This is a genomic window from Stutzerimonas stutzeri (assembly GCF_024448935.1).
GTDB lineage: Bacteria > Pseudomonadota > Gammaproteobacteria > Pseudomonadales > Pseudomonadaceae > Stutzerimonas > Stutzerimonas stutzeri_AO.
The window spans coordinates 1-20,085 of the sequence record NZ_JAMOIE010000068.1 but is presented as its reverse complement, the minus strand read 5'-3'; the positions used below and the strand labels follow the sequence as shown (position 1 = coordinate 20,085).

General features: G+C 61.3%; 13 protein-coding genes and 2 pseudogenes. 7 read left to right on the top strand and 8 right to left on the bottom strand.

The window, feature by feature from the left end:
- Positions 1–76 precede the first annotated feature (76 nt).
- Positions 77–259, bottom strand: a pseudogene (locus NA637_RS17615) (Na+/H+ antiporter NhaC family protein); the annotation flags it as partial.
- Between the two features lie 251 nt (positions 260–510).
- Between NA637_RS17615 and queD the strand changes: the two are divergent.
- Positions 511–867 (top strand): 6-carboxytetrahydropterin synthase QueD, encoded by a 357-nt coding sequence (queD, locus tag NA637_RS17610; RefSeq protein WP_256073591.1) that lies wholly within the window; start codon positions 511–513, stop codon positions 865–867.
- Positions 868–1,020: 153 nt separating this feature from the next.
- Here queD and ligA read toward each other — a convergent pair whose 3' ends face one another.
- The 4 genes from ligA to moaA all read right to left on the bottom strand — a co-directional run bounded on the left by ligA (position 1,021) and on the right by moaA (position 9,450).
- A complete protein-coding gene (gene ligA, locus NA637_RS17605) occupies positions 1,021–3,387 on the bottom strand; it encodes an NAD-dependent DNA ligase LigA (protein ID WP_256073590.1) in 2,367 nt (788 codons plus the stop codon).
- 213 nt (positions 3,388–3,600) lie between these two features.
- A complete protein-coding gene (zipA, locus tag NA637_RS17600; protein ID WP_256073589.1) occupies positions 3,601–4,419 on the bottom strand; it encodes a cell division protein ZipA in 819 nt (272 codons plus the stop codon).
- Between the two features lie 180 nt (positions 4,420–4,599).
- Complete coding sequence (gene smc, locus NA637_RS17595) at positions 4,600–8,088, bottom strand: chromosome segregation protein SMC (RefSeq protein ID WP_256073588.1); 3,489 nt, start codon at positions 8,086–8,088, stop codon at positions 4,600–4,602.
- Positions 8,089–8,454: 366 nt separating this feature from the next.
- A complete protein-coding gene (gene moaA / locus NA637_RS17590) occupies positions 8,455–9,450 on the bottom strand; it encodes a GTP 3',8-cyclase MoaA (protein WP_256073587.1) in 996 nt (331 codons plus the stop codon).
- A gap of 254 nt (positions 9,451–9,704) precedes the next feature.
- On the opposite strand from moaA, the pseudogene NA637_RS17585 reads away from it, so the two are divergent.
- Positions 9,705–10,587: pseudogene (locus tag NA637_RS17585) on the top strand (ion transporter).
- A 112-nt stretch (positions 10,588–10,699) separates the two neighbouring features.
- Positions 10,700–11,113, top strand: a complete 414-nt coding sequence (locus NA637_RS17580; protein WP_256073586.1) for a CopD family protein — start codon at positions 10,700–10,702, stop codon at positions 11,111–11,113.
- Positions 11,114–11,187: 74 nt separating this feature from the next.
- On the opposite strand, the gene NA637_RS17575 is transcribed toward NA637_RS17580, so the two are convergent.
- The gene (locus NA637_RS17575) at positions 11,188–11,652 is read right to left on the bottom strand and encodes a DUF2231 domain-containing protein (RefSeq protein ID WP_256073585.1); all 465 of its coding nucleotides are present in this window, start codon (positions 11,650–11,652) and stop codon (positions 11,188–11,190) included.
- 144 nt (positions 11,653–11,796) lie between these two features.
- Between NA637_RS17575 and coxB the strand changes: the two genes are divergently transcribed.
- From coxB to NA637_RS17560, 3 genes are read left to right on the top strand one after another with little or no spacing between them, the layout of a single operon-like run.
- Positions 11,797–12,690, top strand: a complete 894-nt coding sequence (gene coxB / locus NA637_RS17570; RefSeq protein ID WP_256073599.1) for a cytochrome c oxidase subunit II — start codon at positions 11,797–11,799, stop codon at positions 12,688–12,690.
- Entirely contained in the window at positions 12,687–15,218 is a 2,532-nt protein-coding gene (gene ctaD / locus NA637_RS17565; protein ID WP_256073584.1) for a cytochrome c oxidase subunit I, read from the top strand. The genes coxB and ctaD overlap by 4 nt, the downstream gene beginning before the upstream one ends.
- Positions 15,218–15,577, top strand: coding sequence for a hypothetical protein (locus NA637_RS17560; protein ID WP_256073583.1), 360 nt, complete (start codon positions 15,218–15,220; stop codon positions 15,575–15,577). The genes ctaD and NA637_RS17560 overlap by 1 nt, the downstream gene beginning before the upstream one ends.
- Before the next feature lie 26 nt (positions 15,578–15,603).
- On the opposite strand, the gene tusA is transcribed toward NA637_RS17560, so the two are convergent.
- A complete protein-coding gene (tusA, locus tag NA637_RS17555; RefSeq protein WP_045427723.1) occupies positions 15,604–15,855 on the bottom strand; it encodes a sulfurtransferase TusA in 252 nt (83 codons plus the stop codon).
- A 54-nt stretch (positions 15,856–15,909) separates the two neighbouring features.
- Positions 15,910–16,959 carry a 23S rRNA (cytidine(2498)-2'-O)-methyltransferase RlmM gene (rlmM, locus tag NA637_RS17550; protein WP_256073582.1) on the bottom strand — a complete coding sequence of 350 codons (1,050 nt, stop codon included), beginning with the start codon at positions 16,957–16,959 and terminating at the stop codon, positions 15,910–15,912.
- A 308-nt stretch (positions 16,960–17,267) separates the two neighbouring features.
- Between rlmM and acnA the strand changes: the two genes are divergently transcribed.
- Positions 17,268–19,943: an aconitate hydratase AcnA gene (gene acnA, locus NA637_RS17545; protein WP_256073581.1), complete on the top strand. Its 2,676-nt coding sequence runs from the start codon at positions 17,268–17,270 to the stop codon at positions 19,941–19,943.
- Positions 19,944–20,085 lie beyond the last annotated feature (142 nt).

Genomic DNA, 20,085 nt, shown 5'->3' with positions numbered 1-20,085 from the left:
ATTGTCGCCAGGAGTGCTGATAGTGATGGAGTGAACGCGCCATTGCAACAACGGCGCGTGCGGCACCCGGGAAGCGTTAGAGCGTCATTGCGGCAATCCAGCCGAATGCAAGTAGTGGCAGGTTGTAATGCAGGAAGGCCGGCACCCCGGTGTCCCAGATATGATTGTGCTGGCCATCAGCATTCAACCCGGCGGTTGGGCCAAGGGTCGAATCCGACCCGCCCAAAACGCCGTCAGCAAGAGCGCCCGCAATCAACGCCACCACCACTATGGACCCTGCACAGACCAAGAGAATCAGCATGATGCCGACTGCCGCTACCACTGCATTCATTCCAACTCCCGAAAGCGGCGAACCCCGATAAAAAGCCGGGCACTATGCCCCAAGCTCGAGGGAGGATCAAAAGCGTCGCGCAAGCAGTGGTAAAGTTGCACCCGGCAGGCTGCTGTCCAGCGACGACAGGCAAGTACAAAGCAGTAGAATGCAGCCTTTCGCCTTATCCGGATGCACCAGTGGAAATATTCAAAGAGTTCACCTTCGAGTCCGCCCACCGCTTGCCCCACGTACCCGAGGGGCACAAGTGTGGCCGTTTGCACGGGCACTCGTTCCGAGTCGCGATCTATCTCGCGGGCGAGGTGAACGCCCAGACGGGCTGGATTCGCGATTTCAGCGAAATCAAGCAGGTCTTCAAGCCCATCTACGAGCGGCTCGACCATCGCTATCTGAACGACCTGCCGGGCCTCGACAACCCGACCAGCGAAAATCTCGCGATATGGATCTGGAACGAGCTGAAACCGTTATTACCGGAGCTCTCGCGGATACGCGTCCATGAAACCTGCACCAGTGGCTGCGAATACCGCGGCCAGTGACCGCGCAAGGCCTAGTCAGCGCTGCTTTGCGCGCTTCACCGGGCAGGTAAATCAGTCAACAAATGGCGCCCCGCTGGCAACCCGGGCAACCTTCGCTTCCATGGCCAGGTAGTGGGACCTCCATGCAGGACCCAGCCGCGCACCGATTTACAGCTAGCTTTCGAGGCTGGCAAGGCGCTTCAGGAACGACGCTTCGTCATCCACTTCCAGCCCCAGTTCGTTGGCTTTGGCCAACTTGGAGCCGGCGCCCGGCCCAGCCACCACGACACTTGTCTTCGCCGAGACTGAGCCGGAAACCTTTGCGCCCAAGGCTTCCAGCCTTGCCTTGGCGTCGTCCCGGCTCATGCTTTCCAGCGTGCCCGTCAGCACCCAGGTCTGGCCGGCCAGCGGCAAGCCATCCGCGGCCTTTCTTTCGCTCTCCCAATGCATGCCGAATTCCTTCAACTGGGCTTCGATGGCACGGGCGCGCGCAGCGTTTGCCGGGTCGTCGAAATAGTCGCGCAATGCGCGGGCCGCCTTTTCGTTGAGCCGTTCAACCTGACGCAAGTCCAGCCAGTCGGCTTCGATAATGTTTTGCAGACTGCCGAAACGATCGGCAAGACGTTGGGCGCCGGTGGTGGCGATAAAGGGGATATTCAGCTTGTCGAGCAACCCGGCCAGCGTCGCGCAAGCTGCGAACTCCGGATGCACGTCGCCCTCCTCCTGCAGTTGCACACCGCGCGCGCGCAACTGCGCAATGACGGACTGGTTATGGTCATCATCGAAGAAGCTGTGAATTTCGTGGGCGACCTCCAGGCCGATATCCGGCAGATAGACCAGCACATCGGGCAATGCTCGACTGATGCGATCCAGCGACCCCAAGGCCCGCGCCAGCAATTTCGCAGTGCCTTCGCCAACGTCCGGGATACCCAGGGCAAAGACGAAGCGCGCCAGGGACGGCGTGCGGCTGGCATCGATCGACTTGAGCAGATTGCGGCTGGAAACCTCGGCGAAGCCCTCCAATGCCAAAACTTGCTCGAAGCTCAGGCAATAGAGATCCGCCGGCGAACTGACCAGCCCTGCATCGACCAACTGCTCGACTATCTTGTCACCCAGGCCATCGATGTCCATGGCCCGGCGGGAGACGAAATGGATGATCGCCTGCTTGAGCTGAGCCTGACAGGCCAGACGGCCAACGCAACGATAGATCGAACCTTCACTTACCGATTCCCGCCCCTTGCTGCGTTTGATCAGCTGGGTGCGTTCGACGGCTGAGCCGCAAACAGGACAATGCTCCGGCACATGCACGGCACGCGCACTGTCGGGCCGGCGCTCCGGAATGACCCCGAGGATCTGCGGAATGACATCACCGGCGCGCCGCACGATCACCGTATCGCCGATCATGACACCCAGTCGGGCGACCTCATCCATGTTGTGCAATGTGGCATTGGATACCGTCACGCCGGCGACCTGTACCGGCCGCAGCCGCGCAACCGGCGTGATGGCGCCAGTGCGCCCAACCTGGAATTCCACATCGAGCAGTTCGGTCACTTCCTCGCGTGCCGGAAACTTGTGCGCGATCGCCCAACGTGGCTCGCGAGCACGAAAGCCCAGCTCGCGTTGCTGAGCCGTCGAGTTGACCTTGAACACCACGCCGTCGATTTCATAAGGCAGCGCGTCGCGCTTCGCCCCAATGGCCTGGTAGTAGTCGCGGCATTGCTGCACGCCTTTGACCAACTTGAGCTCTCGGCTGATCGGCAAGCCCCAGCCCTTGAGCGCCTCGAGGATGCCGATATGGGTATCAGGCAAATCGCCGTCGCTGCGGCCGATGCCATAGGCACAGAACTCCAGAGGGCGGTTGGCGGTTATCTTCGAATCCAGCTGGCGCAGGCTGCCTGCGGCGGCGTTTCGCGGGTTGGCAAACGGCTTGTTACCCGCCTCCAGCTGGCGTGCATTCAACGCCTCGAAGCCTGCCTTGGGCATGTAGATCTCGCCACGTACTTCCAGCACCGCGGGCCAGCCGGTGCCGTGGAGCTTCAGCGGAACATTGCGCACTGTGCGTACGTTTGCGCTGATGTCCTCACCGGTGCTGCCGTCACCGCGAGTCGCACCACGCACCAGCTTGCCGTTTTCGTAGAGCAGGCTTACGGCCAGGCCGTCGAGCTTCGGCTCGCAGCAGTATTCCAGCTCGACGCCAGCGCCGAACAGGTCGCCTGAAGGCAGGCCCAGGCCTTCACGGGCGCGACGATCGAAGTCGATCAGGTCCTGTTCTTCGAATGCATTGCCCAGGCTGAGCATTGGTATCTCATGGCGGACCTGGCCGAAGGCCGCCAATGCCGCGCCGCCGACGCGCTGGGTAGGCGAGTCCGGGCTGACCAGCTCAGGATGCTCGGCTTCGAGTGCTTTGAGTTCATTGAACAGGCGGTCATATTCAGCGTCGGGAACGCTGGGCTCGTCGAGCACGTAGTACCGGTAGTTGTGGGCGTCGATTTCGCTGCGCAGTTCGGCAATGCGTTCTGCGGCGGTCTGGGCGGACGTCATGGTAGGTGGGCCATAGCAGCAGGCTGGACCGACGGGAAGCAGCGCGCCGGGCGGCCTTAAGTTGATGTTCTGCGCAGGATTTTAACCTGTTTGCCTGACGGCATGGGGCATCGGGCGGGAGGGCTGATGCCCAGCTTGTGGGGCCTATGTGGCATAGGCAACAGGTCGCAAGTGGCTTGTGCACAAAACCGCTCGTAGAGCGGTTTTTTGGGTTCAACGCTTGGTCGTCATCTGCCTGCGTTCGTAATCGGCGATGCGTTGGCGATAGTGCTCGATGGTCTGAGCCGTCAGCACGCTGCGCTGATCATCCTTGAGCTCGCCGTTCAGCTCCTGCGACAACTTCCGAGCGGCGGCGACCATGACATCGAAAGCCTGTTTCGGATGGCGCGGACCGGGCAGACCCAGGAAGAAGCTCACCGCCGGCGTAGTGAAATGGTCAATGTCGTCCAGATCGAAGGTTCCAGGCTTGACCGCATTAGCCATGGAAAACAGCACTTCACCGTTACCCGCCATGCTCTCGTGGCGATGGAAGATGTCCATCTCGCCAAAGCGCAAGCCGCTTTCGAGGATGTTCTGCAGCAGTGCGGGGCCACGGAAGCCATGCGTATCGCGAGAAATCACATTGATAACCAGCACTTCCTCTATCGGAGGCAGGTCCTCATCGGGCTCGCTGAGCTTTTTTCCATCATCCGCTACCGGGTCAAGCAGCGTAGGGACCGGAGCATCATCGCTGGAAAAATGCAGGTCGCCTTGGCGTGGTTCTGCGCTGCGACGCTTGCCGGTCTCACGTGCGCTCATCGAGGGAAGATCGGTTTCGTCCAGTGAGGGCTCGTTGTTGCGACGCACGACACGCGGCGGGCCCAACAGCTCGTTCGACTCGTCTTCAGCGGGAAGATTACTCGCGATATGGCTGTCCAGCTTGAATTTCAACTTGCCCTTGCTACCACGCATCCGCCGCCAGCCGTCAAAAAAAATGCCGGCGATGACAATGATGCCGATGACGATCAGCCACTCGCGCAGACCGATATCCATTAATGCTTGAACCCCTGAAATCGATGATAAAGACGCAGATTCACAGCCGCTGAACAGGCTCCTCTGCGCATCGTAAAATTGCGCTCTAAACTATCACGACGAATGGTAGATTTGCACCGCCCGGCACGGCTCTTTTATCGGTCGATGAGCACCTTCCACTGCGCTTTAAACCGAGCGCCCTCACGCCTCCACCAGTGCCACGGCCTGCTCCACATCAACCGCGACCAGCCTTGAACAACCCGGCTCGTGCATGGTGACTCCCATCAGCTGGTCGGCCATTTCCATCGCGATCTTGTTGTGCGTGATGTAGATGAACTGCACCTTTTCCGACATTTCCTTGACCAGACGCGCATAGCGCCCGACGTTAGCGTCATCCAAAGGCGCGTCCACTTCGTCCAGCATGCAGAACGGTGCCGGGTTGAGCTGAAAGATCGCAAACACCAATGCCAGCGCCGTCAGTGCCTTCTCACCGCCTGACAGCAGGTGAATGGTGCTGTTCTTCTTCCCGGGTGGTCGCGCCATGATCGCCACCCCGGTATCGAGTAAATCTTCCCCGGTAAGTTCCAGATAAGCGTTGCCGCCACCGAAAACCTTTGGGAAAAGCGCCTGCAGACCGCTATTGATCTGATCAAATGTGTCCTTGAAGCGATTGCGGGTTTCCTTGTCGATCTTGCGAATGACGTTTTCCAACGTATCCAGCGCTTCGGCAAGGTCGTCGTTCTGTGCATCGAGGTAACGTTTACGTTCCGATTGCTGCTGATATTCATCGATCGCCGCGAGGTTGATCGGCCCGAGGCGCTGGATGCGGGCACCCAGACGCTCGAGTTCGAGGTCCCACTCGGTCTCGCCGGCCTCGGCGGGCAACGTCGCCAGTACGCCATGCAGATCGAAGCCCTCCTCGTGCAACTGGTCCTGTACCGTCTTGCGCCGAACGCTAAGGGCCTGCCAGTCCATCCGCTGCTGCTCCAGCTGGCCCCGCAGCAACTGTGCCTGCTGCTCGGCCTGGGTTCGGCGCTTCTCGGCGTCGCGCAATTCGCGATCAGCATCTTCGAGGGCCAAGCGTGCCAGCTTGAGCGCGCCTTCAACGCCCACGCGCCGCTCCAGCAGCTCCTCGAGCTTGATGCGCAGCTCTTCCAGAGGCGCCTCGCCCTCCTCCAGATTCAAGCTCAGTTGTTCGCGGCGTTCGACCGCACGCTCGAATTGCTGCTCAAGACGCTCAAGCGCTTGGCGGATCGAATCATGCTGGGCCCTTAGCGAACCGATTCGGACGGCCAGTTGATGCGCATGGTCCTTGTGCTGTCGCGCGTCCTGGCGAACCCGGTCCAACTGCTCGCGAATGCCGTCACGGCTTGCCAACAGTGACTCGCGCTGTTCGGTATCGGCGGCCATCGCGTCGAGCGCATCTTGCAGATGCAGGCGCGACTCGCCCAGTTGCTCGATTTCCAACGCGCGCTGCCCGGAAAGCTCGACGAGCTCTTCGTCCAGCCGGCGGCAGCGCAAGCTCAGCTGTTCCAGCCTGGCCTGGCTGGCCGACAGGCGTGCGTTCAATTCGCCTTGCTGACGAGACAGATCCTGATGCTGACGGCGCTGCTGTTCCCGGCGCTCCTCCTGTTCGCGTTGTGCCTCGCGCAGCTGCCCGAGTTGCTCCGTCAACTGCTCAAGACTCGCCTCGCACTCATCACGTTCGGCCTGCAACCGCGCCAGTTCCTGGCTGCGCGCCAGCACTCCGGACTCGGCCTCTCCAGCCCGCCTGATTCTTAGAAAGTGTCGACCAATCCAGTAGCCATCAGGACTGATCAGGCTGTCGCCCTCGCCGAGTGAGCCACGTGCCGCCAACGCCTGATCGAGGTCGCCCGCAGTGCGCACCCGGCCGAGCCAAGGCGAGAGGTCCATGACGGACTCGACCTTATCCAACAGGCTTGCGCTGATTGCACCGGCGCGCTGCGTGGCGCTGACCAGACGCAGATCGCCCTGCTCAAAGCCGTTCAGGTCCAAGTCGTCGAAGCTGTCCAGCAGCACCGCTTGCAGATCCGCGCCCAGCACGGTCTCGACCGCCAGCTCCCAGCCCGGCTCTACGCGAAGCCCTTCGGCCAGACGCGGCCGCTGGTCGAGCCCTCGCCCATGCAGCCAGTCGGAAACGCCTTTGCCCGGGTCCATGGCAGCCTGCTGCAGGGCCTCAAGCGAAGCAATACGGCCACCCATACGCTGCAACTGCCCCAGCGCTTCCTGCTCGGTTCGACTCGCCTGCTGCAGGTGCTCGCGGAGCAGCTCGAGCTGTTGCTCGGTTTGTTCCTGCGCCGTGGATAGCGCTTCCAGACTCAGCTCGCCAATGGCCAGCTGCTCTCCTATCTCGGTCACTGCGGCGTCCTCCGGATCGCCGGCGAGCGAGGCGCGTTCGTCCTCCAGGCGCCGCTGACGTTCTGCCAGGCGCTCTAGGCTTTGTTCCAGCTGCTGGATGCGCGACTGCTGGACTTCCGCCACCCGGCGCGGCTCGGCGCTCTGCTGGTTGAACCGCTCCCACTGTTCCTGCCAGAGCTGCATTGCCGCCTCGGCTTCTTCGAGCTGGGCGGCAGATTCTTCGGCCGTCGCGCCTGCAATTTCCTGCTCCGGCTCGAGCATGGCCAACTCTTCGCCAAGCGTGGCGAGCACGGTGCGGTCATGCCCCAGGTGGTATTCAGTTTCCAGCCGGGCTCGCTCGGCTTCGCGCAGATCGTCCTGCAGCTGGCGCAAGCGCTGTTGACCATGCTGAATGCTCTGCTCGACCCGGGCGATATCGCCGCCGACGGAATAGAAGCGGCCCTGGACCAGATTGAAACGCTCCGACAGGTCATGGTGGCCGTCGCGCAAGCGCTCGATGCTGGCATCGGCGTTGCGCTGCTCGGCTATCAACGCCTCGAAACTGACCTCCTGATCGCCGATCACTTGCTCGCGTTGGCCCACCTGTTCGTTCAACGCCTGCCAGCGCAACGCCGACAGCTGGGCCTTCAGCTGGCGCTCCTCGGCTTTGTACTCCTGATATTTCTCCGCCGACTGCGCCTGACGATGCAAGCGCTCCAACTGACGTTCCAGCTCGTCACGCAGATCGGTCAGGCGAGCCAGGTTTTCATGTGTGCGGCGGATACGGTTTTCGGTTTCGCGGCGGCGCTCCTTGTATTTGGAGATGCCGGCCGCCTCTTCGATGAAGTTACGCAGGTCTTCCGGCTTGGCCTCGATCAGCTTGGAGATCATGCCTTGCTCGATGATCGAATAGCTGCGCGGCCCCAGACCGGTACCCAGGAAGATGTCGGTGATGTCGCGCCGACGACATTTCACACCGTTGAGAAAGTAAGTGTTCTGAGCGTCACGCGTGACCCGCCGGCGGATGGAGATTTCTGTGAACGCCGCGTATTCGCCCGGCAACGTGCCGTCCGAGTTATCGAAGATCAGTTCGATGCTGGCCTGGGTCACTGGCTTGCGGGTATTCGAGCCGTTGAAGATGACGTCCGTCATCGACTCACCGCGCAGGTTCTTCGCCGAGCTTTCGCCCATCACCCAGCGCACGGCATCGATGATGTTGGACTTTCCGCAACCATTGGGGCCGACCACCGCCGCCATGTTGCTCGGGAAGCTCACCGTGGTGGGATCGACAAAGGATTTGAAGCCGGCAAGCTTGATGCTTTTCAGACGCATTGAGGCCTATCCGTGGCGGTCGGCGTGATGTACAAGCAGAGTCGCCGTGAACATCGGAAGAAGTCCTGAAGTCGAGTGGATGCTGGCATAAAGCCGCGGAGTCTATCACGCCGCTTTTACCGCATCCTGCGCAGCAGTGCAGCTATCTCGAGCCTACCGCCAGGACGGGTGGGCTTGATGCCCGGACCACTCGTAGGGTGGATGACGCTTTTCTCATCCACCGCGGCCCATCACCCATTCCTGCCGACCCGCAGTTGAGACGGCTGTAAGGCTGGGTCGAGCAACGCTTCGCTTCAGGCCGCCTTATCCTTCATTGTTGGTGGGCTGAAGCCCACCCTACTGAAGCTTGAAGCTTGCGACTGCGGCTCAACCGCCCGTCATGCTCATGAAGCGCACCACCTGGACCTGCTCGTCCGTGCGGAATTCATGTTTCTCAGGTTTGAGCTGCAGCGCATCGACCAACGCCTGGCGCAGCCGCTCACTGTCGCCGGGGTAGCGACGCATCAAGGTCTTGAGATCCAGTGCCCCTTCGTGGCCGAGGCAGAGCACCAGCTTGCCTTCGGCGGTGACGCGTACCCGGTTGCAACTGCCACAGAAGTTATTGCTATGAGGCGAAATGAAGCCCACCTGGGTATCGCTTCCGGCGACTTGCCAATAGCGTGACGGGCCTCCGGTGGTGTGGCTGCTTCGTACCAGCTGGTGGCCGGCTTCGATACGCTCGCGCACGTCCTCGCTGGAGCAGAAAGTAATCTCGCGCTCATGGCTGGAGACGTTGCCCAGCGGCATTTCCTCGATAAAGCTGATATCCAGCCCGCGCCCGATGGCGAAATTCACCAGATCCAGGACTTCGTCGTCGTTACGGCCTTTCTGGATCACGCTGTTGAGCTTGATTCGGTCGAATCCGGCACTGCGAGCAGCATCGATGCCGGCGATCACCTGCGCAAGCATGTCGCGGCGCGTGAGTTCAGCGAAACGTTCACGCTTGAGCGAATCCAGACTGATATTCAGACGTTTGACGCCCGCATCACGAAGCACGGGCGCGAGGGTCGACAGTTGCGAGCCGTTGGTCGTGATCGACAGATCTTCCAGCTCTTCACGGGCACCCAGACGACTCAGCAGGCTCGGCAATCCCTTGCGCACCAGCGGCTCGCCACCGGTCACACGGATCCGTTTGACGCCCAGGCTGATGAACGCATCTGCTACCGCGTAGAGCTCTTCCAGCGTGAGGATCTGAGCGCGCGGAGCGAAGACCATGTCCTCGCTCATGCAATAGGTGCAACGGAAATCGCACCGGTCGGTGACCGACAACCTCAAGTAAGTGATGCGTCGGCCGAACGGATCGACCAACTTTGAATCTTGCATTTCGCTCTCCAGCGGGTTGATGCGCTTGGTGCAAGACTATGCCTGAAAGTGATCCGAGGCAAAGCCAGCTCGCCAGACGGTGAGCTTCGGACAGTGCAGAGCAGAGCCCTCAGTCACCAGGCAAGCGTACTCTGCAATAGCGCCTGCAAACCGTTTCGATGGCGGCCGTGGCGATACGTTCGCAACGATGCTTTGAATGCGCGAGTCCTAGTCGACAATAATCCAAGTCTTTGCCGAACCGGGAGCCTGAGCAGATGGATAACGAAGCCCTCCGATCGATGGGCTGGCGCAAGCGCCTCTACGTCATCATTTTTTTTTACCAACACGTCGGCCGGCAAGCGATTCGACACCTGGCTGCTGGTATTCATCTTGGCCAGCCTAGTGGTTGTAATGTTCGACAGCGTTGCGGCCTACCGAGAAGCATACGGGCCGCTGCTGGCGGGCCTCGAGTGGTTCTTCACGGCCGTATTCGCCATCGAATACCTGCTGCGCATCTATACCCACCCAGAGCCACGCAAGTACATCTTCAGCTTCTACGGTGCGATCGACCTGCTCTCGGTGCTGCCAGCATTCATCGCTTTGCTGCTGCCTGATGCCCAGTACCTGCTTGTGGTTCGCGCAATCCGGATGCTTCGGGTGTTCCGCGTGCTCAAGCTGACGCAATACCTGAGCCAGGCCAATTTTCTGCTGGTAGCGCTAAGGGGCAGCAAGCAGAAAATTATCGTGTTCCTGCTTAGCGTCACCACCCTGGTGTTGATCTACGGCACGCTAATGTACGTGATAGAAGGGCCTGCCAACGGCTTTACCAGCATTCCGATGAGCATCTACTGGGCGGTCGTGACCCTCACTACGGTTGGCTTCGGCGACATCGTGCCCCTCACCCCTCTGGGAAAGGCACTGGCTACATTGGTGATGATCACCGGTTACTCGATCATCGCCGTCCCAACGGGCATTTTCACTGCGGAACTGGCGACAGCCATGCGTGAAGACAGTCTTCACTACCGCTGCCCGAGCTGTGAAAAGCTCAGCCATGAACCCAACGCGTCGTTCTGTAGCCGCTGCGGCACACAACTGTTCAGTCGCAAGTCACTGCAGGACGAGAACATCCAGACCGCGCATGACCCTGAAGCCGACTGAAGCGGGCAGTGTCGACTAAAGCCTCAAACCAGACGCCAGGCATTGGCTCCGAACCGCTCCGGCACGAGGTTGTCACAACTTCTGACTTGCCGCGGGCTGGACGGAGACCTGCATGCCCTTGCTCAAACTGGTGCACTTCGCGGGCTTGCTCTGCTGGTGCGGCACCCTGCTCTACCTGCCGGCGCTGATAGCCGCAGGCACTCGACGCAGTGACCCGATCTTCTACCGTGACCATGCCCATCTGACACGCATGGTCTTCAACCTGATCGGAACGCCGGCCGCCCTGGTCGCCATCGGCTCGGGCACAGCCCTGTTCCTGAACCAGGGCCTGGTCGCCGGCTGGCTGATCGTCAAGCTCAGCGCCGTGGCCGGGATGGTGCTCTGCCACGCACTGTGTGGCGTGTTGGTGCTGCATGTTGAGCGGGCGCCCGAGCAGAGCGTCAGCATTCGTTGTCGTTTTCTTGGCGCAGTTGCCGCAACGTTTATCACCGCGACGCTTTGGCTAGTGCTGGCGAAGCCTTTCTAGCCCATGCCCCGAACCGCTCGATCAACTCGAAGATGCCCATGACCGAACGATCCCATTTTCCGCCCGTGGCTGGATCAGACCTTCTCCAGATCGACCCCGACAGCGTGCTCATAAACCAGCCGACCGCCGAGATAGGCCGCGAGGGAAATCAGCACGGCAGTGATCGCCGACAGGTACAGCGCCCAGAGCTGCATGCTCTGGGCATCGTTCTGGTAACGCAGCAGCCAATTCAGCGAAGCCAGCGACAGCATCATCACGGCGAGGATCGCATGACACCACGCCGTGATCTTCTGGCGGATCTCGCGCACGGTCACCAGATCGATCAGTCCGAAAATGCTGGCGACCCAGCCACCCAGTGCACCCACACCGGACAGCCACAAACCGGCACGCCACCAGAAATCGTCAAGGGTCCAGAGGTGGGCGAGATCGACCGGCAGCAAGCCGGTCAGCGCGGCAACTGGAAAGTGGATCAGCATCGGGTGCAGCGGGTGGCCGGCTATCGCAGCGCGGCTGTGGATGGAATCTCTGTATCGGGCCATTCGACGCTCCGGCAGCTTTTCTCGGGAGTTGGCCGCCGTGCAAGACGAGCCGGCAACCTCATGAAATGGACCACGCTGGCGCTGGCAGTTCCTTTATTGGCTGCCTGCGGCGGTCCGCTGTCATCGCTCAACCCAGCCAGCCACATGGCGCGCCAGATCGCTCATGTCTGGTGGGGCATGTTTGCCTTCGCCACGCTGGTGCTGGTCGCCGTCAGCGCCATCTGGATCCATGCACTGGCACGCAAGCCGCGGGAGACCAGCAAAGAACAGGCGTTGAGGATCAACCGACGCTGGGTCATTGGCGGTGGCATCGTGCTGCCGAGTCTGAGCATCGTTGTTCTGCTGATCTTCGGCATCCCCACCGGGCGCAGCATGATGCCGTTGCCGGTCGAGGGTCAGCAGCCGTTGAAGATTGAAGTCACCGGTCACCAATGGTGGTGGGAGGTGCACTACCCGGACAGCGGCGTGACCACCGCGAACCAGCTGATCATCCCGGCAGGGCGGCTGATAGACGTCAACGTCACCAGCGCCGACGTCATCCATTCGTTCTGGATTCCGCGACTCGGCGGCAAAATGGACATGATCCCGGGTCGCACCAACGTCATTCGCCTGCAGGCGGGTCATACCGGCGTCTTCCACGGTCAGTGCTCGGAATTCTGCGGCTTGCAACACGCCCATATGAAGCTGCATGTCGAAGCATTGGACGAAGGCGGTTTCGATAACTGGATCGCAGCGCGGGAGAACCTCTCTTTTACCCAACGCGCACCGGGCGAAGCCGGCCAGGTATTCGATGAGCGCTGTGGTCAGTGCCACCGTGTCGCGGGGATCACCAACGGCAGTCGCGCCCCGGACCTCTCGGACCTTGCCACGCGGCCAAGCCTCGGCGCCGGCGTGATCGACAACGACCATGACGGATTGCGTCAGTGGCTAGGTGAACACAAGACGCTCAAATTCGGCAACGGCATGCCCGCGCATGACGGCGTTCCGCCGCAAACCCTCGATCAGATTGCCGACTGGCTGGAGACGCTCGCTCCATGACTCGATTCGACCAAAGCCGCAAACCCAGCACGGATCCGGATCAACTGCACGACCAGTTCAACGAAGTCTGGGGCAACCCACGCGGCTGGCGCGCGCTGACCATTGTCAACCACACCACCATCGGCCTGCGTTTTCTGGTCACCGGCGCCGTGTTCTTTTTGATTGGCGGGCTGATGGCGATGCTCATCCGCACACAACTGGCCCTGCCCGGGTATGTGCTGATGGAGCCGGAGGTTTACAACCAGGTCTTCACCATGCACGGCTCGGTGATGATGTTCCTCTTCGCCGTGCCGATGATGGAGGGCCTGGCGGTCTACCTGATCCCGAAGATGATCGGCGCTCGAGACCTGATCTTTCCGCGTCTTTCGTCACTCGGCTACTTCTGCTACCTGTTCGGCGGCATCATCCTGTTGTCCAGCGTGTTTCTCGGCGTCGCGCCAAAAGCGGGCTGGTTCATGTATACGCCGCTGTCGAGCTCGGCCCACATGCCGGGCGTCAACTCGGACTTCTGGCTGCTCGGCATCACCTTCGTGGAGATCTCTGCAGTCAGTGCCGGTGTCGAGCTGGTGGTCTCGATCCTGCGCACGCGTACCAATGGCATGGCGCTGCACAAGATGCCGCTGTACGCCTGGTACATCCTGGTCATGGCGTTGATGATCGTGTTCGGCTTCCCGCCACTGATCCTGGGCAGCATTCTGCTGGAGCTGGAACGGGCTGCCGGCCTGCCCTTCTTCGATCCGTCCAAGGGCGGCGACCCGGTGCTCTGGCAACACCTGTTCTGGCTGTTCGGCCATCCGGAGGTGTACATCATCTTCTTGCCCGGGGCCGGCATCGTCTCGACCCTGCTACCGGTGTTTTGTCAGCGACCACTGGTGGGGTATCGCTGGGTGGTGCTCGGCGTGCTGACCACCGGCTTCCTGAGTTTCGGGTTGTGGGTGCATCACATGTTCACCGTCGGCATTCCGGCATTGGCGCTGGGGTTCTTCTCCGCGGCGAGCATGCTCGTGGCCATACCCACAGGGGTACAGATTTTTGCCTGGATCGCGACATTATGGCTGGGTAAACCGGTCTATCACGTGCCGATGCTCTGGCTGGTGGGCTTCCTGATCGTGTTCGTCTGTGGCGGCCTGACCGGGGTGATGGTGGCGCTGGTGCCCTTCGACTGGCAGGTGCATGACACCCACTTCATCGTCGCGCACATGCATTACGTGCTGGTGGGCGGGATGTTCTTTCCGTTGATGGCCGGGCTCTACTATTGGCTGCCGCACTTCTCCGGCCGTATGCCCTCGCTGCGTCTGGGCCGCTGGGGCTTCTGGCTGGTGTTCATCGGCTTCAACACCACATTCCTGATCATGCACTGGACCGGCCTGATCGGCATGCCGCGACGGGTCTATACCTACGACACCGGTCTGGGCTGGGACCTGCCCAACCTGATTTCCTCGATCGGCAGCTTTATCATGGCCATCGGCATCGGCACCATTTTGCTGGATATCGTGCTGCACTTCCGCTTCGGTCAACCGGCAAAAACCAACCCCTGGAATGCCGACACCCTGGAGTGGGCCACGTGCCTGCCGCCGAGCCCATACAACTTCGTCAGCTTGCCGGACGTCACCGACCGTCATCCGCTATGGAAAGACCCCGACCTGCCCCACAGCATCGCCCGCGGCGAGCATGCCTTGAAGTCCATCGACCATGGCCGGCGTGAAACCTGGGGCTCGGATCCGCTGAGCGGCAAAGCCCGCGAAGTCATTCATTTGCCGGGCAACAGCTGGTGGCCATTCGTGGCGTCGGTGTTTCTGGCGGTGCTCTGCCTGAGCCTGCTGAACAAGTTCTACTGGGTCGCGCTGATCGCTACGGTCGCCACGTTGAGCGTGCTGTTGCGCTGGTCCTGGGAGAACGGCGCCCACCCCGCCGCCGCGCCCGATGCGCAAACGCAACCTGGCGAGCCACCGCTGCATTCGCGGACCTTTGACGGACCCGGCCTCTGGGGAATGGGCGTCACCCTGCTGGCCAACGGCACCCTTTACTTGTCGTTGCTGTTCGGCTGGTTCTACCTGTGGACAGTCTCACCCGAATGGATGGTACCGGAGCATTCCGGCCTGAACGGCTGGCTGATGCTCGCAAGCGCCGTGCTGCTGACGATCGGGACGCTGTGGATGCGACTCGTGCCCGGCCGGCTGCGGCGGGGAAGCGGCGGACGGTTGATGCTCAACCTCGGCGCCATCACGGCGATAGGCGCCGTGCAGTGGGTCATGTTGCTGTGGCTGCTGCTGACGGCGAACCTGAAGGTGACCGAGACGGCGCACGACGCGGTGGTCTTCGTGATACTGGCCTACGGCCTGATTCATTGCGGGCTGGCGACGATTCTCACGCTGCTGCAGACCTTGCGGGTGATGTACGGCTACGTCGGCGACAAGGCGCCCTATGAAGTGGTGGTCGTCGAGCAGCTCTGGTACTACAACCTCGGCGTGGTCTGGAGCGCGTATGCCGCGATTGTCCTGTTCCCGAATGCGTGGGGAGGTGCCTGATGAAGTACAACCGCACGTCCGTCTTCCACCCCATTCAGATTCCGTTTGGGCTGACCATCTGGAGCCTCTGGTTTGCCGCCATGTACGGCTCGCACGCGGTGGCCTGCGGCATCGCACCACCGGACCCCAGCCAGGGCGTATTCAACTGGCTGAACGCAAGCTTCGGCCTGTTCACGGTGCTGGTGATTGTGCTGCTGCTGTGGCTAGGGCGCCGGACCTGGAAGCTGGCACACGAACCCTGCGACCTCAATGATCGGCAGATTTTCGTGCTCAAGGTGTCATCCGGGATTCACTTCATCGCGGCGTTGGCGACGGTATTCGTCGGCATGCAGCTGGTGTTTCTGCCTCCCTGCGTCTGATGAGGCGCCCGTAAGGTGCGCGGCGTTCAGTCGAGCTTCTTGCGTATCCAGTACAGATACGTGCCGTCGTCAGCCTGCTGGTCGACCAGCTCGTGGCCCAGAAACACGCAAAACTTGGGAATATCGCGCTGGGTTGATGGATCGGTCGCAATGACTTTCAAGACGTCGCCCGCAGGCAGATCGCGCACCTTGTTGTGCAGCATCATGACCGGCTCAGGGCAGTTGAGGCCGCTGGCATCGAGCAGCGCATCAGCAGACAGTTCGGTAGTTCGAGACATCAGGGGCTCCAGAAAACAGGTCGCTATTGTCGCGCCAGAAGCAGGCGGCAGGGTTTACAACCGACGCAGATGGCACGTCACTTCCTCGCGGTCATGGTATAGCTGCTTGCAGCCGATGCTCGCCCTCACCCCTCGTTCGGCAAGCCCGTCGGCGATGCGTTCCAAGAGCCGCTTCACCTCGGCGTAGCGCTGCTTCATCGGAAGCTTCAGGTTGACCACGGCCTCGCGGCACAAGCCTTCGCCGATCCAGGTTTCGAGCAGTGCGGCATTCTTTGCGGGCTTCTCGACGATGTCGCAAACCATCCAATCAACAGGGCGTTTGGGGCGGAAGGCAAAGCCATCAGCACGGTAATGGCCGACCAGACCGGACTCGAGGAGCTCTTCGTTCATTGGCCCGTTGTCCACCGCCATTACCTCGATTTCCCGGTTGACCAGCTGCCAGGTCCAGCCGCCCGGGGAGGCGCCGAGGTCAACGGCTGTCATGCCTGGGGCCAAGCGCTCATCCCACTGATCGCGAGGAATGAAATGGTGCCAGGCCTCCTCGAGTTTCAACGTCGAACGACTCGGCGCCTGGCGGGGGAATTTCAGCCGCGGGATACCCATCGGCCACATGGCGCTGTTGTCCGCCTCGGCCAGGCCAACAAAGACCTCACGACCACTCTTGAACGTAAGCAACAGGCGCGGCCCCTGACCGCCCTCCTTCAATCTGCCGGCCTTTTCCAGCGCCTTACGCAACGGGCCCTCAAATTTTCGGCAGAAGTTGGAAAGCGCCTTGCCATCATTGGTGTCCACCACTTCCAGCCACAGGCTGCTGCACACCGGCATTGTTTTGAGGCGTTCGAGCAACACACCGATCCGGTCGGTTTCCGGCAGCGCCAGCCATTCGCCGCGCGCCCACTGCCGGGGAAATATAAGCCGAGCGAACCGCGCACCACGCATCATCCGCTCTGGTCCTGCTGCGTCGTTGCAGATGAACTCGGCACAGGCACCGTCGGCTTTGGCCTTGGCATAGCCGGCCACCTCGAGGCGAGCGGCCTGATCGCTGATCTCGGCGCACACCTCGTTCTCGAAACCGGGGCGGCAATGCAGCAGCAATGTATTCATGGTACGAATCCTACAAGCGGCGCAAGGCGCATCGGCACCAGCACCCCCTACGACAAAAGCCGCACATGATAGCCGAGTGGGGAACCACGGGCTTACTGGTTCGGTCCAGTGTACAGTTGCAGGAGTCGTTTGCGCCCGGCAAGCAGCGCCTTTAGGCCGCTGCGAACACGCTGTCGCGGCCCGACTCTCGTACGCTTCGCCATTTCGATTGGCGGCCAGTTTCGTGGCGAACCCTTTCGCCAGGGGCTAGGTTCTAATGAACGCTCCCGACTCAATCAGCCCGTCCGTGCGGGCATAAGGAGAGACCAATGCCATCCCTGGACAGCCTGAATTGCCGTCGCAGCCTCGACGTGAACGGCAAAACCTACCATTACTACAGCCTCCCCGAAGCGGCGAAGCAACTCGGCGACATCAGCCGTTTGCCGACCTCGCTCAAGGTGCTGCTGGAAAACCTGCTGCGTTGGGAAGATGACGTCACGGTTCGCGCCGATGACTTCAACTCGCTGGCAGTGTGGCTTAAAACGCATACCTCCGAACGAGAGATCCAGTACCGCCCGGCCCGTGTATTGATGCAGGACTTTACCGGCGTGCCCGCCGTGGTCGATCTGACAGCCATGCGAGATGCGGTTTCGCGGGCCGGTGCCGACCCACAGCGGATCAACCCGCTGTTGCCGGTGGATCTGGTAATCGACCACTCGGTGATGGTCGACCGCTTCGGTACCGACAAGGCGTTCGGGCAGAACGTCGATATCGAGATGCAGCGCAACAGTGAGCGCTACGAGTTCCTGCGCTGGGGTCAGCAGGCCTTCGACAATTTCCGCGTGGTACCGCCGGGCACCGGCATCTGTCACCAAGTGAACTTGGAATATCTGGGCCAAGTCGTCTGGACCAAGGAAGAGCACGGCGAAACCATCGCCTACCCTGACACGCTGGTCGGCACTGACTCACACACCACCATGATCAACGGCCTTGGCGTCCTGGGCTGGGGCGTGGGCGGCATCGAGGCGGAAGCGGCGATGCTCGGCCAACCGGTCTCGATGCTGATCCCGGAAGTGATCGGCATGCGCCTGACCGGCAAGCTCAACGAAGGCGTGACGGCCACCGATCTGGTGCTGACCGTGACGCAGATCCTGCGCAAGCACGGTGTCGTGGGCAAGTTCGTCGAGTTCTTCGGTCCAGGCCTGGACCACCTTCCGCTCGCCGACCGCGCGACGATCGGCAACATGGCGCCGGAATATGGTGCCACCTGCGGCTTCTTCCCGGTCGACCAGATCACCATCGACTACCTGCGCCTGACCGGGCGTGACGAGGACCGTATCGCCCTGGTCGAGGCCTATAGCAAAGCGCAGGGCATGTGGCGCGACAGCAGCTCGCCGGACCCGGTCTTCACCGCCACCCTGGCGCTGGATCTCAGTCAGGTTCAGCCCTCCCTCGCCGGCCCGAAGCGTCCGCAGGACAGGGTAACGCTCGGCGACATCGGTGCAAATTTCGATCTGCTCCTGGAAACCAGCGGCAAGACGCAGCAGATCGACGCATCGTTCCCGGTTACCGGCGAAGAATACGGCCTCAAGCATGGCGCTGTGGTCATTGCAGCCATTACCTCTTGCACCAACACCTCCAATCCGAACGTGCTGATGGCCGCAGGCCTAGTGGCGAAGAAAGCGCTGGAGCGTGGCTTGCAGCGAGCGCCATGGGTTAAGTCCTCGCTTGCCCCAGGCTCCAAGGTGGTCACCGATTACCTTGAACGTGCTGGGTTGACCACCTACCTCGACCAGCTTGGCTTCAATCTCGTCGGCTACGGTTGCACCACCTGCATCGGCAACTCCGGACCGCTGCCCGAGGCCATCAGCCAGGCCATCACCGACAACGACCTGATCGTTTCCTCGGTGCTGTCCGGCAACCGCAACTTCGAAGGGCGCGTGCACCCCTTGGTCAAGGCCAACTGGCTGGCATCGCCGCCGCTGGTGGTCGCTTTCGCCCTGGCAGGGACGACCCGGATCAACCTGGACAAGGAGCCGCTCGGCTACGACGAACAGAGTCAGCCGGTCTATCTCAAGGACATCTGGCCGACCAGCGCCGAGGTGAACGAAGCGGTCAGCAAGATCGATGGCCAGATGTTCCGCACCCGGTATGCCGACGTATTCAGCGGCGACGAACATTGGCAATCCATTGCCTTCACCGAAGGCGACACCTACACCTGGAACGACAGCTCCAGCTACGTGCAGAACCCGCCGTTCTTCGAAGACATCGGGCAACCCCTGACGCCGCCTGCGGACGTCGAGAATGCACGGATCCTGGCCCTGTTCGGCGATTCCATCACCACTGACCACATTTCCCCGGCAGGCAATATCAAAGCCAGCTCTCCGGCCGGTGTTTATCTTCAGGAGCTGGGCGTGCAACCGGAGGACTTCAACTCCTATGGTTCCCGCCGCGGCAACCATGAAGTGATGATGCGCGGCACCTTCGCCAACATCCGCATCAAGAACGAGATGCTCGGCGGCGAGGAAGGCGGTAACACGCTGTACCAACCCAACGGGGAGCGCATGTCGATTTATGACGCCGCCATGCGCTACCAGGCTGAAGGCGTGCCGCTGGTGGTCATCGCCGGCAAGGAGTACGGCACCGGTTCCAGCCGCGACTGGGCTGCCAAAGGCACCACCCTGCTGGGCGTCAAAGCCGTTATTGCTGAAAGCTTCGAGCGTATCCATCGGTCGAACCTGATCGGCATGGGTGTACTGGCGTTGCAGTTCGTAGGCGACCAGACCCGGCAAACACTGGGCCTGACCGGTAACGAAAAACTATCGATCCGCGGTCTGAGCGCGGACATCAAGCCCCGCCAACTGCTGAGCGTCGACATCGAGCGCGCCGACGGTTCACGCGACAGCTTCCAGATCCTGTGCCGTATCGATACGCTCAACGAAGTGCAGTACTACAAGGCCGGCGGCATTCTGCACTTTGTGCTTCGTCAATTAATCGAAGGTTGATCGACGAACCGCTACTGCGCCACACGAAACCCGCTGCCGAGTCTGCAGCGGGTTTTTTATTGGTGCGCCATGCCTGGCGCACAACCAAAAAAAAGCGGCCCTAAGGCCGCTTTTCGCGTGGCTTCCGCAGAAGGGAAGCAGA